We start from the raw sequence: 15,436 nt of genomic DNA, 5'->3' as shown, positions 1-15,436 counted from the left end.
TGAGGAGACCGCGAAGCGGTCGTCTCGAACCATGAAGGCCGAACACGATCTCCAAAAATGCGTCGTCAGTTCTTCACCGCCGGAATCTCCTCCGCCATCGGCTGCTTCTGGCCCTGCTGGTACATCGCCAGTGCCTTGTCGAGGGCTTCGCGCAGCGCCAGCGCCGCGGCGACGCTGCAACGCAAATGCGCGGTCTGGACCACGTCGACCCTGACGACGGCGCCGACCGGCATCAACAGGTTCGCGGCGAGCTCGATCTGGATCGCGCCGTTGTGATGGCCGAAGCAGGACGCGCCGTCGAAATAGATGATCGGGGCCCGCTCCGCGCTGGAGCTCGAAATGGTGACGGGCCCCTGATTGGCGGCGGGCGTTTCGGGGTCGGCCATGGGCGCTCCTTACAGGTCATCGACGAACGAAGCGCCCACCATCGGCGCTTCGGCCCGCTCTGTCGAGGCCAAACCGCCTGCGGTGCGGGGGCCCATCCGGGGTTTTGCGCGGGGCCCGACACTGGTCTAGAACGTCCTTCATGAGCACCATACCGACCACGCTCCCGTTCGAGGAACTCGCCGAGGCCATCAAGGGCCGCCGCTCCGATTACGGCCATATCAGCGGGCTCCAGCTCGACCGCTTCGCGCCCGCCGAGGCCTGGTCGAGCCTGCCCTACCGGCCCGTCTTCGTCGGCGACACCGAGACCGGGGTGCTGCATGGCGGCGTTGTCACCGCGATGCTGGACGAGAGCTGCGGCATGGCGGTGCAGCTCGCGCTCGACGGCACGCGCGCGATCGCGACGCTGGACTTGCGCATCGACTACCAGAAGCCGGCAACGCCAGGTCTCGACATCAAGGCGCATTCGGTCTGCTACCGCACCACGCGCTCGATCGCCTTCGTGCGCTCCACCGCCTATCAGGACTCCGAAGACGATCCGGTAGCGACCGCGACCGCCTGCTTCATGATCGGCGCCAACCGGACCAACATGCTTGCCGATCGCCGGATGGATGCGCGCAGCATCCCGGTGCTGGAGGCGCCGGAGGATCCGGATGGGCCGTTCGCCCGCAGCCCGTTCGCGCGCGCTCTCGGTATCCGCGTCAACGACGACGGCACGCTGACGATGCCGTTCTCGCCGCAGATCATCGGCAACCCGATCCTGCCTGCGATCCACGGCGGCATGACAGGGGCATTCCTCGAGACCACCGCCGTCATCGGCGTCGCGCGCGAGCTCGGTACCGCCGCGCCGCCCAAGCCGATCGGGCTCACCGTCAATTACCTGCGATCGGGGCGCGCGCTCGATACGTTTGCCAACGTCTCGATCGTGAAGCAGGGCCGGCGCATCGTCGCCTTCGAGGCGCGCGCCTGGCAGGACGATGCGGAGAAGCCGATCGCCACCGCCTTCGGTCATTTCATGCTGCGCCCGACGCCGGGAAGTGACGACGAATAAGCGCATTTTGACTTGACGGTCGCGGCTCCGGCCACAACGATAATACGTCCCCGCGAGAGGTATTGAATTGCGGCATCCGCTCGACATCGTCGCCATGTTCGCCGCGCTCTGGCTGCTGGCCTCGATGATGCTTGACGCGGTGACGCCGAAGGAGCTGACTGCGATCATGATCGCCGTCGCGATCGGCCCCGCGATCGTCATCACTGCCGTGTTCTACTACCTGCGCTGCCCGCGCACGGACTTCGCGGTGATGTTCGCGGCGCTCTGGCTGATCTCGGACATCGCGATCGCCTTCGTCTCGCCGAGGCAGCTGCCGCATTTCCTGATCGTGCTCGGCTTCATGCCGGCCCTGCTGATCGGCAGCGTGCTGCACTGGCAACGCCTCCAGCGCCGCGAGCAGCGGCTGCCTGCGCCCTCGGTCAAGCGGGGGTGAGACTGCGCATGCGGTCCTCACCTCTCCCGCTTGCGGGAGAGGTCGGCGCGTGCCGGACGATGCGAAGCATCGTCGGCGCGGGCTTTCTCCTCTAGGGGATTATCCCATTGCGGAAATACCCTCTCCCCACTCCCGCAAACGGGAGAGGGAGCGCACCGGCGCTGTGGCGTCAATCTTGATTTCATCACGCTCTAGCGCGGCAGCAGATTCGTCTTCGCAAGATCCAGCACCTCGTCGCCGCGGCCGTTCATCACCGCGCGCAAGACCCAGAGGCTGAAGCCCTTGATCTGCTCGGTGGTGATGGTCGGCGGCATCGACAGCTCCTGCTTGGCGGTGACGACGTCGAGCAGTGCCGGCCCGTCATGCGCGAGCATCTCCTTCACCGCACCGGGAAGCTCGCCCGGATCCTCGACGCGTTTGGCAAAAATCCCCATGGCACGCGCCATCGCCGCGAAATCCGGATTCTCCAGGTCGACATTGGTGTCGACGAAGCCGGCCGCCTTCATCTCCAGCGCGACGAAACCGAGCACGCCGTTGTTGAAGACGACCACCTTCACCGGCAGCTTCTCCTGCGTCAGCGTGATCAGGTCGCCCATCATCATGGTGAAGCCCCCGTCGCCGGAGAGCGAGATCACCTGCCGGCCAGGCTGGGCCGCCTGCGCACCGATCGCCTGCGGCATCGCATTGGCCATCGAGCCGTGCACGAAGGAGCCGATCAGCCGGCGGCGGCCGTTCATGTCGAGATAGCGCGCGGCCCACACCGTCGGCGTGCCGACATCGGCGGTGAACACCGCATCGTCGGAGGCATGGTCGCTGACGACCTTGGCGAGATATTGCGGATGGATCGGCTTAGCTCCCGGCGTGCCCTTGGCGAGCGCGTCCAGGCCTTCGCGCGCCTTCTTGTAGTGCGCGACGGCGTCGTCGAGATGCTTGCGCTGCGTCTTCGCTTTCAACAGCGGCAGCAGCGCCTCGATGGTGAGCCTGACGTCGCCGACGAGGCCGAGATCGATCTTGCAGCGGCGGCCCAGATTTTCCGGGCGGATGTCGATCTGCGCGATCTGGCAATCGGTCGGGAAGAACTGCTTGTAGGGAAAATCGGTGCCGAGCATCACCAGCGCGTCACAGGCGTGCATGGCGGCATAGCCCGAGGAGAAACCGATGAAGCCGGTCATGCCGACGTCATAGGGATTGTCGTATTCGACATGCTCCTTGCCGCCGAGCGCATGCACGATCGGGCTCTTCAGCGCCTCGGCGAGCTGCATCAGGGGCGCATGCGCGCCGGCGCAGCCGCGGCCGCAGAACAGGGTGACGCGCTCGGCACCGTTGAGGAGATCGGCGAGCGCCTTGAGCTCATCCGCCTGCGGCACCACCTTTGGCGCCGCCACGCCAAGGCCGCGCGTCGTCGACAGCGCGCGCTTCGGCGGGCTGCGGAACGCGACGTCGCCGGGCATCGCGACCACGGCGACGCCGCGCAGGCCCACCGCCGCCCGGATCGCGTTCTCGAGCACGTAAGGAAGCTGGCTGGGGTCGGAGACCAGCTCGCAATAATGGCTGCATTCGCGGAACAGGTTCTGCGGATGCGTCTCCTGGAAGTAGCCGCCGCCGATCTCGGCGGTCGGGATCTGCGCCGCGATCGCCAGCACGGGCACGCGGCTGCGATGCGCGTCAAACAACCCGTTGATCAGATGCAGATTGCCGGGACCGCAGGAGCCGGCGCACACCGCAAGGCTCCCGGTCACCTCGGCTTCGCCGGCGGCGGCGAAGGCTGCGACCTCCTCGTGGCGGACATGGATCCATTCGATCGTGCCGCGGCGGCGCAGAGCCTCGGTCAGCGCGTTCAGGCTGTCGCCGACGATGCCGTAGATGCGCTTGACGCCGGCCTGTTCGAGCGTTGCCACGAACAGATCGGCCACGTTGTTGATCGCCATATCGGTCTCCTGCTGCGCCGGTCACACTGCGCGAAGTGTCAACATCAGCATCACGGCAATTTGGGGCATACTAGGCGATGACGAGTTCACAGCTGGTTTATTGCGGCTCAGTCTTTCGCAATCGCCCGATCGTAGGCTTCGACCGTCGCCTTGGCGCGCGCGGCCACATCGGCGGCGCTCATGCCGGGCTTGTAGAGGCTGGAGCCGAGCCCGAACGCGGTCACGCCGCCCTTGATGTATTCGGCAAAATTCTGGTCGGAGACGCCGCCGACGGCGGCTATCATCACGCCTGACGGCAGCACAGCGCGGATCGCGGCGATGCCGGCGGCACCTAACACGCTCGCCGGAAAGAATTTCAAGCCCGATGCGCCGGAGCGCGCCGCAAGCAGCGCCTCGGTCGGCGAGAACACGCCGGGCAGCGTGACCATGGCGTATTGATGTGCACGCACCAGCACCTGGGTGTCCACGTTCGGCGAGACCATCAGCCTGCCGCCGACGTCATTGAGGCGATCGACATCCGCGGTGGTCAGCACCGTGCCGGCGCCGATCAACACGCCTGGTGGCGCCTGCTTCACGGCCATTGCGATGGAGCGGAATGGATCGGGCGAATTCAGCGGGATCTCGATCGCGGTCATGCCGGCTTCGACCAGCACGCCGACGATAGGCTCGCACTCCTCGGGCTTGACGCCGCGCAGGATCGCGACCAGCGGTCGCTTCATTGGCGGAAAGGCAACGCTCATCTCAAGAATCCTTCTATTTCTTCCAGATCGCGGCAGCCGCCATCGACAGGCCGCGGCGGACGGCTTCATCCGCATCGACCGGCTGCACCGTGAACGACAGTGCATCGAAGGCATGCCGGTACAGCATCGCAAGCCGGCCCGAGGCAATCAGCACGACAGCCGCCTGCCGCACCGCGCCGGAGAGACCGGCGGCCAGCTCGGCGCCGATCAGGGTACCCGACAGCGTCTCGCGCGCCGCGGCGGCCGTGCCGCCGAACAGTAATTGCCGCGAGCGCGCCGTGAACAGGAGATTCGCGGCGAAGGCCGGCGCCGCGTACGCGGCCTTGACCGCCGCCTTGAAGCTCGCAACATCCTCGGCCTCGTCGGCGCCCGCGATCGCGAGCGACAGGATGGTCTCGCGCGAGACGGCGCTGAACAGCTCGCCGGTCATGAAGGTGGAGAAGCGTTCGACGATGCCGCCCCCGACGCGCACCCATTTCGAATGCGTGCCGGGCATGCAGACCAGCGCCTCGCCCACCGCATCGAGGCCGAGCGCGCCCAGCAGCTGCGTTTCCTCGCCGCGCATGACGTCCGGCGCGGCAGCGTCTCGCTGTGCGATGCCTGGCAGGATGCGGATGTCGCGCGCCTCTCCGGGGACGCGCACGGCCTGGTTCAGGACAGCGGAGAGCGGCGCGGGCGTGTCGACATAGCCGGCCTCGACCCAGCCGGTCTTCGCGCCGGCCATGCCGCAGACGAGAACCGGCAGATGATCCGGCGCCTCGACCGCCGCGAGATGCGATTGCAGCACCGCGGGAAAGCCGGTCCTGGCGGCGGCCAGCATGCCTTCATCGCTGCGGCGTTCGGCCAGCACGAGGCCGGCACGATCGACCAGCCACAGACGAAAACTGCTGGTGCCCCAGTCCACCGCGACATAAGCGGGTTCGGTCATGCGAAACTGTCCTCGTCTCACGGCCAGGTTCTTGTCTCACCTGCAAGGTCTTGTCTCACCAGCAAGACGCCGTCTCGCGACAATGAGACGATCTCTTGCGGGCCTTGGTCGAGATACCGGCTATTGCGCGGGCAAACCAGCCCTTTCTCTCGGATTTGCGGCTGCACCGCGCTGGCACAGCGCTTGCTGAACGCTCCCCGCTCAACGCCGTCAACGCGCGACAAGACGCGTCAACATCAGATGAGGAAACCCATGGAGATCGGCTATTTCACGATGCCTTCGCATCCGCCGGAGTGCGGCCTGAAAGAAGGGAACGACTGGGACCTGCAGGTCATGCGCTGGCTCGACGAGCTCGGCTATCAGGAGGCCTGGGTCGGCGAGCACCACACCGCACCGTGGGAACCCAATCCCACGCCCGACCTCCTGATCGCGCAGGCGCTGATGCAGACCAAGAAGCTTCGCATCGGGCCGGGCGGTTTCCTGCTGCCCTATCACCACCCGGCCGAGCTCGCCAACCGCGTCGCGATGCTCGACCATCTCTCCGAGGGCCGGCTCAATTTCGGCGTCGCCGCATCCGGCCTGCCGAGCGACTGGGCGATGTTCAACGTCGACGGCATGAGCGGGCAGAACCGCGACATGACCCGAGAGGCGCTGGAAATCATCCTGAAGATGTGGAGCGATCCCGCGCCCTGGACCTACAAAGGCAAGTTCTGGACGGTCTCCAAGCCGGACACGATGTTCGACTTCCTCAAGCCGCACATCAAGCCGCTGCAGGCGCCGCATCCGCCGATCGGCGTTGCGGGCCTCTCCAAGAACTCGGACACGCTGAAGCTCGCAGGCGAGCGCGGCTTCATCCCGATGAGCCTCAACCTCAACCCGGCCTATGTCTCCAGCCACTGGGATTCCGTCGAGATCGGCGCCGCCAAGACCGGGCGCAAGCCGAACCGGCAGGACTGGCGGCTGGTGCGCGAGGTGTTCGTCGCCGACACGGACGAGGAGGCCTGGAGGCTCTCGACCGGCGACATGATGGGCCGGATGATGAGCGAGTACTTCCTGCCGCTGCTCGGCCATTTCGGCTTCAAGGACTATCTGAAGCACGCGCCCGACGTGCCCGACAGCGACGTCACCGTCGAATATTGCGCCAAGCGGAACTGGATCGTCGGCTCGCCCGCGACCGTCGCCGAGAAGATCGAGAAGATCTACGACGAGGTCGGCGGCTTCGGCGTGCTCTTGGTGTTCGGCTTCGACTACAAGCACAAGGCCGAAGCCTGGCACCATTCGCTCTCGCTACTGAAGAACGAGGTGATGCCCCGTCTTGCGCATCTCGGCTCTGCGAGGAAGGCAGCTTGACCCGATGCGGGTGCGGCGCGATCGTTCCGCACCCGCATTCATTTCGGAGATTTCCGCGTGACGGTGGACACCAAGGACTTCAAGCAGGCGATGCGCCAATGCGCCGGCGCCGTGGCACTGGTGACGGTGGGGGCCGAGCACGGCAAGCGCACGGGACTGACGGTGACCTCGGCCTGCTCGCTGTCGGACACCCCGCCCTCGCTGATCGTCTGCGTCAACCGCAATGCCAGCGCCCACGCGCGCATCCGCGAGGAAGGCGCGTTCGCGGTCAACTTCTTGCACGAGGATCACGCGCTGCTCGCGCTCACCTTCAGCGGCCAGAAGGGCATCAACGGCGACGACCGCTTCGGCTTCGGACAGTGGACGCGGGGTGCGACCGGCGCGCCGGTGCTGACCGACGCGGTCGCCGCGTTCGACTGCGTGCTGGCGCAGGAGTTCGAGACCAGGACCCATTCGATCTTCGTCGGCGAGGTGCGTGACGTCTCGCATTCGGCCATGGCGACGCCGCTCGTGTACTTGCGCAGCAACTTCCATACGCCGCGGGAGATGCGCGAGGGCGTGACGATCGGCGACCTCGACGCGCGACACCTGAGCTGGACGGATTTCTCCTGACGAGGCCGATGCAGGATACGCCGATCTAGAACAGCTCATAGCCCGGAGTGAGGTGGCTGCCGGGGTCATGCCTCCCCTTGGCTTCGCGCAAGAGCGACCATCGCGCACCGAAATGATCCGTCCAATCGCTGGACGACATCGGGAGCGCGCTCACTGGATACAATACACCACCTGCGCTGCGAATGCGCTCATAGAGCTCGCGGTTTTGCATGACCAGCCGCTCCGCATTCGCCCTGTCTGCCGACGCCGGGATACGGATCAGATTGAACGGAAACACGACGCCTTCGTCAGGAAGCCGAAGCAGGGGCGTGCGGCATCGGTCGGTGAACATCGGATAGTAGGTGATGCGCCCGAACGGGCCCAGATCATCGCTGTTCAGTTCGGCAATGACATCGCGCGCGATCTTCAGCGCGTTGCTGCCCGGCAGATAGGTCAGGAGCCAGGGATGCGGATTGAGCCATTGGCCATTCGCCCGCAGGATCTTCTCGAGCTTGGCGAATGCGTTCGCGTCCTCGCCAAAAGTCAGGTCGGAGACGGTCTCGCGCTTGTCCGCCAGGCCCGCGAGCAAGGCCCCGTCGTCAGGCATCTTGCCGTCGTAGAAGACACCCGCCTCCATTTGATAGCGCCAGCCGCCCGTGCCGTCGGGCACGACAGCCCCCTGCAACTGATCGCAGCGCGCCTCTTCCAGAACGCGCCGCTGATCTGCCGTGAGCGAGGCAAGATCGGGATAGGACAGCTGAAATCGGCGAACCCGCTCGGGTGCGCGCATCAACCGAAGCGTCGCTCTGACGATGATCGCGCATTGCGCAAGGCCGGCTCGAACGGCATCGAAGAGCTCGGGATGCGAGGTCGGCGAACAGGTGAGTTCCACGCCTTCGCCGGTGACGACGTCGAGTTCCAGAACCTGATCGGTCTGGAGACCGTGCCGGGATGAGGATCCCCCGATTCCGCCGACGGCAAGCGTGCCGCCGACGGACAGTTCGAGGTAATTGGTCAAGACCGGCGGAACGAGCCCTTTGGCCAAGGTCGCATCCACCACCTTGTGCCAGGTCGCACCGGCATCGACCACGACACGATCCGGCTCGACCCGATGGATCGTGGCCAGCATGCCAAGATCCATCACGATGCCGTCCTCGGCCATGGCCCGGCCATAGGTTGCGTGACCCTGCCCGCGCGCCGCAACCTTCAGCCCCTGGTCCTTGGCCCAGCGCATGATGTCAGCGACCTCGCCGCTCGTCGCCGGCTTGCAGACGGCCCGAGGCCGTCTATCCACGATGTGGCCGAAATCCTGCGCGGCTGCCGCGCGCGATTCTGCGTCGTTCGCGAGCAAGGGCCCGGGCGATTGCAAATCGGGCGGGCCGGACGGCTGTCCGGCAAGAGCAGCGGATGCCAGCGTCGCGGTGACGCCGACGCCCGCATGGAGGAGTGTCCGTCTGTTGGGAGTCATGGCGCAGTCCTTCTCGCAGGGCGAAATGCCCTTGCGCGTCAAGCTGCGATGGCCCCGGCACCGGGACAACGGGCGCGGCGCGGGATAGACATTCCCGCCAATCGGTAGAATGCGTTCCGGACGTCGCTCAAAGCCGCTCGAGCTTCAGCCTCTCGGCCAGGAGATCGACGAAGAGATGCGTCTTGGCCGGCGGTATCGCGCTGGGTGGAAACACTGCACGCACGGGCGTTCGCGGTGCCTCGAAATCCGCGAGCACGATTTCGAGAGCCTCCTGGTCGACGAGATCGCGGATCTGCCAGAACGGACCATATCCGACACCGATGCCATGACGAGCGGCAGCATGCGCCGCCGTGGTGCTGTCGGTGCGAAAACGGCCATTCACCTGTACGGTGGTCAAGCGGCCGTCGATCCGAAACCGCCAAATATCGGCTTCGCCCTGGGCCGTCCTGCGCAGGATGCATTGATGATCGGCAAGATCGCCGGGCTGGCGCGGGCGGCCGTGGCGCTCGAAATAATCGGGCGCGCCGTAGACAACCGTGCGCAACTCTCCCAGTCGCCGCGTCTTGAGCGAGGAGTCCGGCAATTCCCTGATCCGGACGGCGAGATCGAAGCCGTCACCGACGACATCGACGGGCCGGTCGGACATGTTGACGTCGGCCTCGATCTGCGGAAAGCGCGCCATGAACTCGGCAATGGCCGGCACGACATGGGTGGCCCCGAACTGGATTGGCGCAGCGACCCTGAGCAGCCCGGAGGGCTCGACGCGCCGGTTTGCCGCCTCGAGGCGCGCTTCACTGATTTCGGCAAAGGCTGGCTTGACGCGACGATAGAACGCAAGCCCGGCCTCCGTCGCCACCGATTGCCGCGTGGTCCGCCGCACCAGCTCGACCCCGACGCTACGTTCCAGCGCAGACAGCGCCCGGTTGACCGACTGGAGCGAGCGCCCCAACCGCCGCGCAGCCGCGGTCTGGCTGCCGGCTTCGACGACGGCCAGAAAGACTTCGATCTCCTCCATCGAGCCTCCTCCTCTCTCGCAATTTGCGGCAATGCCCGTTCGCGGCGACCGATCCGGCGCGGGGCGTTTCAAGCGCCGCCCACGTTCCGAGCCTGTTTCGGCGGAAGTGGGACGTCGCGCCGGGCCAAGGATCAGACGGACTCGATCTTCAATTGCTTGATCTTCCGATACAGCGTCGCGCGGCTGAGCTTCAGGGCGCGAGCCGCTTCGGCGACGCGGCCACCATGCGCGCGCAGGGCGCCGACGATCGTGGCGCGTTCGGCGGCCGCGAGATCGGACTCCGCTGCCCGTCCACCGAACGGCGGCAAATCGAGATCCGCATCCGTGATCACGCCGCTCTCCGCGGTGCAGCCGGCGAGCCGCAGCACGTGGCGGAGCTGGCGCATGTTGCCGGGATACGGATAGGCCGCAAGCTGCGACCATGCTTCATCCGATAGCCTGCAGCCCGGCGCTTCCTCGCGCGCGATCTGGCGGATGATATCGTCCCTGTCCGCCCGCTCGCGCAGGGCCGGCAGGCGCACCGCGATGCCGCGCAGACGGAAGTAGAGATCGGCGCGGAAGCTCCCCTCCTCCACCATGCCGCCGAGGTCGCGATGGGTGGCGCTGATCAATCGGATGTCGACCGCCACCGGCTTGAGCGCACCGAGCGGCCAGACCTCGCGGTTTTCCAGGACGCGCAGCAGCCGCGTCTGCAACGCGATCGGCATGTCGCCGATCTCGTCGAGGAACAGCGTGCCGCCATGGGCCTGCACGATCAGGCCCTTCGAACCGTCGCGGCGCGCGCCGGTGAAGGCGCCGGCCTCGTAGCCGAACAGTTCGGCGTCGATCAGGCTCTCCGGCATCGCCGCGCAATTCAGCGCGACATAATTGTTGCGCGCCCGGTTGCTCGCCGCGTGAATGGCCCGCGCGAACACATCCTTGCCGACGCCGGTCTCGCCCTGCAGCAGCACCGGCAGATCGCGATCGATGACGGCCCCGAGCCGCTTCACGCTCTTGACCATTTCGGGATCGCGGCCGGCGAGCCGATGCAGCGCATCGAAGCGATCGACGGGCGCGTCGCGGCGTGGTGCAAGGGGCTTTGCGCGCATCGGCGGCGCCACATGCCCCTGGCCCAACGGACTGCCATCCGCCCGACGCTGCTCGACGAGCTCATCCGTGCCGCGCACGGCCTGATGATCAAAACGGACGTAGCGGGACACATCGATGCCGGACGCGATCATGCCGTCGGTGAGGCCCAGCAGTGCGCGCGCGGAGCGGCAGGCGCCGACGACGCGGCGGTCATCGTCATAGGCGATGAGGCCGCTGCCACCGTCACCGGGCACGGTGGCGATCCAGGCGTTGCGGAAATGGGCACGGAAGATCGCGCCCTCGATGCGCCGGGTCGCCTGCATCGTCACCGCGAGCGCGAGCTGATGTGCGGTGCGCTCCAGATCCTCACGGCAGGAGGTGATGTTAACGGCGCCGGCGAGCCGGCCGGCCTGGTCGAACAGCGGCGCCACGGCGCAGGAGAACATGTGCCACTGCGCGCGGAAATGTTCGTCGCGATGCACCAGGATCGGCTTCTCCTCGGCCAGCGCCGTGCCGAGGCCATTGGTGCCCTCGAACGTCTCGGCGAAATTCGAGCCCGTATAGATCTTCCAGTCCAGAAACATCCTTGCGTCGGCTTCGCCCGGCAGGCGGCTGAACAGCATGGTTGCGTTGGCATCAGCGAGATTGACGCAATAGCCGGCGTCGCGCAGCGCACGGGCGAGATCGTCGAGCTCGGGCATTGCGAGCCTGATCGTCTCCTCCATCGGCTCGGCGGCATGCCGGACCTCGGCTTCGGTGAAGGTCTGCGGCGGTCCCTGCCGGGCCGGATCGAGCTTGTGGTTGACGAGGCACCGTCGCCAGGAATTGGCAATTCGCGAAGAGGCATCGACGTCGGCCACATGATTGGCGACCGACAAGACACGGGCGACATGGTTCGAGGCCGACAAGCTGGCCATCGCGGACGTCTCCACCCTGTATTATTGTGCAAAGTCTGGCACCACAGGCGGGGATGTCAATCGGGAACCGGTTTTGCTGTCATTCCGGGGCGGCTCGAAGAGCCGAACCCGGAATCTCGAGATTCCGGGTTCGATGCTTCGCATCGCCCCGGAATGACGGCCTCATCTATTGCTGCACCGCCCTCACCACGTATCGATGCACGGCCGCTTCTTCGCCGTTCGCGCCGGCGGCTTCGGCACTGACCGCAGCCCCGCCATGATCCAGCGCCGCGTCTCGGAGGGGTCGATGACGTTGTCGATCTCGAACACCGAGGCGATCGAGACCGCCTTGCCGTTGGCATAGAGCTCGGCGACCTTGTTGCGATAATAGGTCTCGCGCTCCTCGGGGTCGGCGATCGCCTCCATCTCCTTGCGGAAGCCGAGGCGGACATAGCCTTCCAGGCCCATGCCGCCGAACTCGCCGGTCGGCCAGGCCGCGGTGAAGAACGAGGCGTGGAAGCCGCCGCCGATCATCGACTGCGCACCGAGACCATAGCCCTTGCGCAGCACGATGCCGAACAGCGGCACGGTGAGGCTCGCGCCGGTCACGAACATGCGCGAGACGTGGCGGACGATCGCGGTCTTCTCGGCCTCCGGACCGACCATGAAGCCGGGCGTGTCGCAGAGCGAGACGATCGGCAGATCGAAGGCATCGCAGAGCTGGAGGAAGCGCGCGGCCTTGTCGCCGGCATCGGCATCGATGGCGCCGCCGAGATGGCGCGGATTGTTGGCGATCAGACCGAACGGCTTGCCTTCGATACGGATCAGCGCGGTGATCATGCCGACGCCGTAGTCGCGGCGCAGCTCCAGCACGCTGTCCTTGTCCGCGACGAGATCGATCACGCTGCGGATGTCGTAGACGCGCAAGCGGTTCTCGGGGATGGCGCGGCGAAGCAGGCGCTGGTCGGCGGCTTCCCACTCCGCCACCGCGCCCTGGAAATACGACAGATATTTCTGCGCGACCCTTGTCGCCTCCTCCTCGTCCTCGACCAGGATGTCGATGACGCCGTTCGGCGACTGGAACGACACCGGGCCGACCTCGGCCGGGTGATAGACGCCGAGCCCGCCGCCCTCGATCATGGCCGGGCCGCCCATGCCGATCGAGGCGTTCTTGGTGGCGATGATGACGTCGCAGCAACCGAGCATCGCGGCATTGCCGGCGAAGCAATAGCCGGAGACGACACCGACGACAGGGACGAGGCCGGACAACCTTGCGAACTGCACGAAGGACGGACCGTCGAGCCCTGTCATGCCGAGCCGGTCGGTGTCGCCGGGCCGGCCGCCGCCGCCTTCGGCATAGAACACCAGCGGGACGCGCCAGTCTTCCGCAAGGGTCAGCATGCGGTCGATCTTCTTGTGATTCATGTGGCCCTGCGTGCCCGCGAGCACGGTGTAGTCATAGGCCACGACGATGCAGCGCGCGCCCTCGGGGCCGAACTTCTCGCCGTTCACGGTGGCGACGCCCATGACGAGGCCGTCAGCCGGCGTGTTCTTGATGAGATCGTCGAGCTTGCGCCGGCGCCGCTGCGCCGCGATCGCGAGGCTGCCATATTCCATGAACGAGCCTTCGTCGACGAGCTGGGCGACGTTCTCGCGCGCGGTGCGCTGGTTGGTGTTGCGGCGGCGCTCGACCGCGGCCGGGCGGTTCGCATCCAGCGTGTTGGCCTGGCGGGCGATCAGCTCGGCAAGATCCGGGCGGATGTAGTCGAGATCCACATCGGCTTCCGCGGCCGTGTGATCCGCCGCGACGTCGAGCGGCTCCAGATACATGATCGGCTCGCCATGCAGCAGCGTGACGCCGTCGCCGGCGACGAGCTTCATGACCCGGCCGCCCTGCTCGGCCATCACGAGATGCTCCATCTTCATGGACTCGATCACCGCGAGCTGCTGGCCGGGGCGCACGATCTCGCCTTCCTTCACCTGAATGGTGACGATGGTGCCCTGCAAGGGCGCTGCGACCAAAACCGCGCCTTCGGGCACCACCTGGGCGACATGCGCTTCGGTGCCGTGCGCTGCGCTTCGTTCCGCCGCGGCAAAATAGAGCGGCTTGGCCGCGCCATCGGCGGCCTCGACGAGCTTTGCGATATTGCGGTCGATGAAATCAGTCGCGATGCGGTTGGTCCTGAAATCGGGATGCACCAGCACGGCCTGGAGGAAGGCGATGTTGGTGACGACGCCGTCGATGCGGAACTCGCGCAAGGCGCGCGACGCCTTGGCCACCACGTCATGCCAGGCTTCGCCCGGCGTATGCACGATGACCTTTGCCAGCAGCGAATCGAAGGCGGCGCTGGTCTTGTAGCCGGAATAACCGAAACTATCGACGCGCACGCCCGGCCCGGAGGGCGGCTCGAATACGGCCAGCACGCCGCCGGTCGGATGCGTCGCGCCGGTCTCGTCAAGCGTCTCCATGTTGACACGGAGCTGCATGGCATGGCCGCGGGGCTTCGGGACGGATTCCTGTGCCAGGCCGAGGGAAGCCAGCGAAGCCCCCGCAGCGACGGCGAGCTGGGCGCGGACGAGATCGAGGCCAAGCACCTCTTCGGTCACGGTGTGCTCGACCTGAAGCCGCGGATTGGCCTCGATGAAGGCAAAGCTGTCCTCGGCGGTGCCCTCGACCAGGAACTCGAACGTGCCGAGATTGTCGTAGGCCGCGGCCGCTGCAAGCTGCATCGCCGCGTCGATGATGCGGCCGCGCAAGGAGTCGCTCAGCGAGGGGCTCGGCGCGACCTCGATCAGCTTCTGGTGCCGGCGCTGGATGGTGCATTCGCGTTCCCAGAGATGGGTGATCGCGCCATGCTTGTCGCCGATGATCTGCACCTCGATATGGCGCGCCTGCCGGATCAGGCGCTCGGCATAGACACCGTCGTAGCCGAAGGCGGCCTTGGCCTCCGACTGGCAGCGGGCATAGGCCTCCGCGAGATCGGAGGCGTTCTCCACCACGCGCATGCCGCGCCCGCCGCCGCCCGCCATCGCCTTGATGACGATGGCCGCGTTGCTGCCGAGCGAGGTGAAGAACGCCGTGATTTCCTCCAGGCTCGACGGCCCGCTGGTGCCGGCGATGATCGGCACGCCGCAGCGCTTGGCCAATTGCCGAGCCGCGACCTTGTCGCCGAACAGGTCGAGCGCCGCCGGCTTTGGGCCGACGAAGGTAAGACCCGCATCGGCGCAGGCCTTTGCGAACGCTGCGTTCTCGCTGAGGAAGCCATAGCCGGGATGCACGGCGTCGCAGCCGACGCCTTTCGCCGCCGTCACCACCGCGTCGATATCGAGATAGGCCCGGGCGCCGCGGCCTGGGATTTCGATGGCGTCGTCGGCCACACGCACGTGCAGCGACAGCGCATCGTCGGCGGGATGGATCGCAACCGTCGCGATGCCGGCATCGGCCGCAGCCCGCGCGATGCGGATGGCGATCTCGCCGCGATTGGCGATCAGGAGCTTCTTGAACGACATGCGGCGTCTCCATGCCCGCGAGCCGAGGCGCGGGTCGGCAGGTTCGATGATCCTGCTTCTTCACTTTAGCCGCA

12 protein-coding genes are annotated in these 15,436 nt (G+C 66.6%); 4 read left to right on the top strand and 8 right to left on the bottom strand.

Features of this window, described 5'->3' with window-relative positions:
- Positions 1–65 precede the first annotated feature (65 nt).
- A complete protein-coding gene (locus tag AC066S_RS03305) occupies positions 66–386 on the bottom strand; it encodes a hypothetical protein (protein WP_478268902.1) in 321 nt (106 codons plus the stop codon).
- Positions 387–526: 140 nt separating this feature from the next.
- On the opposite strand from AC066S_RS03305, the gene AC066S_RS03300 reads away from it, so the two are divergent.
- Together AC066S_RS03300 and AC066S_RS03295 are read left to right on the top strand one after the other, a co-directional pair.
- Positions 527–1,435, top strand: coding sequence for a PaaI family thioesterase (locus AC066S_RS03300; RefSeq protein ID WP_478268901.1), 909 nt, complete (start codon positions 527–529; stop codon positions 1,433–1,435).
- A 67-nt stretch (positions 1,436–1,502) separates the two neighbouring features.
- Complete coding sequence (locus AC066S_RS03295; RefSeq protein WP_164718793.1) at positions 1,503–1,868, top strand: hypothetical protein; 366 nt, start codon at positions 1,503–1,505, stop codon at positions 1,866–1,868.
- 191 nt (positions 1,869–2,059) lie between these two features.
- On the opposite strand, the gene poxB is transcribed toward AC066S_RS03295, so the two are convergent.
- The 3 genes from poxB to AC066S_RS03280 all read right to left on the bottom strand — a co-directional run bounded on the left by poxB (position 2,060) and on the right by AC066S_RS03280 (position 5,464).
- A complete protein-coding gene (gene poxB / locus AC066S_RS03290; RefSeq protein ID WP_478268900.1) occupies positions 2,060–3,796 on the bottom strand; it encodes a ubiquinone-dependent pyruvate dehydrogenase in 1,737 nt (578 codons plus the stop codon).
- 107 nt (positions 3,797–3,903) lie between these two features.
- Positions 3,904–4,536, bottom strand: a complete 633-nt coding sequence (locus AC066S_RS03285) for a 2-dehydro-3-deoxy-6-phosphogalactonate aldolase (RefSeq protein ID WP_126259183.1) — start codon at positions 4,534–4,536, stop codon at positions 3,904–3,906.
- A 13-nt stretch (positions 4,537–4,549) separates the two neighbouring features.
- Positions 4,550–5,464 carry a 2-dehydro-3-deoxygalactonokinase gene (locus tag AC066S_RS03280; protein ID WP_478268899.1) on the bottom strand — a complete coding sequence of 305 codons (915 nt, stop codon included), beginning with the start codon at positions 5,462–5,464 and terminating at the stop codon, positions 4,550–4,552.
- A 252-nt stretch (positions 5,465–5,716) separates the two neighbouring features.
- Here AC066S_RS03280 and AC066S_RS03275 point away from each other — a divergent pair, with 252 nt between their 5' ends.
- Entirely contained in the window at positions 5,717–6,814 is a 1,098-nt protein-coding gene (locus tag AC066S_RS03275) for an LLM class flavin-dependent oxidoreductase (RefSeq protein WP_126259305.1), read from the top strand.
- Positions 6,815–6,871: 57 nt separating this feature from the next.
- Positions 6,872–7,426, top strand: a complete 555-nt coding sequence (locus AC066S_RS03270) for a flavin reductase family protein (RefSeq protein WP_478268898.1) — start codon at positions 6,872–6,874, stop codon at positions 7,424–7,426.
- Positions 7,427–7,451: 25 nt separating this feature from the next.
- On the opposite strand, the gene AC066S_RS03265 is transcribed toward AC066S_RS03270, so the two are convergent.
- The 4 genes from AC066S_RS03265 to AC066S_RS03250 form a co-directional block, all read right to left on the bottom strand.
- The gene (locus AC066S_RS03265) at positions 7,452–8,873 is read right to left on the bottom strand and encodes an FAD-binding protein (protein ID WP_478268897.1); all 1,422 of its coding nucleotides are present in this window, start codon (positions 8,871–8,873) and stop codon (positions 7,452–7,454) included.
- Between the two features lie 127 nt (positions 8,874–9,000).
- Entirely contained in the window at positions 9,001–9,888 is an 888-nt protein-coding gene (locus tag AC066S_RS03260) for a LysR family transcriptional regulator (RefSeq protein WP_478268896.1), read from the bottom strand.
- A 131-nt stretch (positions 9,889–10,019) separates the two neighbouring features.
- Complete coding sequence (locus AC066S_RS03255; RefSeq protein WP_478268895.1) at positions 10,020–11,873, bottom strand: sigma-54-dependent Fis family transcriptional regulator; 1,854 nt, start codon at positions 11,871–11,873, stop codon at positions 10,020–10,022.
- A 183-nt stretch (positions 11,874–12,056) separates the two neighbouring features.
- Positions 12,057–15,362 (bottom strand): acetyl-CoA carboxylase family protein, encoded by a 3,306-nt coding sequence (locus AC066S_RS03250; protein WP_478268894.1) that lies wholly within the window; start codon positions 15,360–15,362, stop codon positions 12,057–12,059.
- Positions 15,363–15,436: the final 74 nt, after the last annotated feature.

It is taken from the genome of Bradyrhizobium sp. CFUWI, assembly GCF_056429085.1.
Note: the sequence above shows the minus strand (reverse complement) of the source record. Positions and strands in the feature narration are given on the sequence as shown.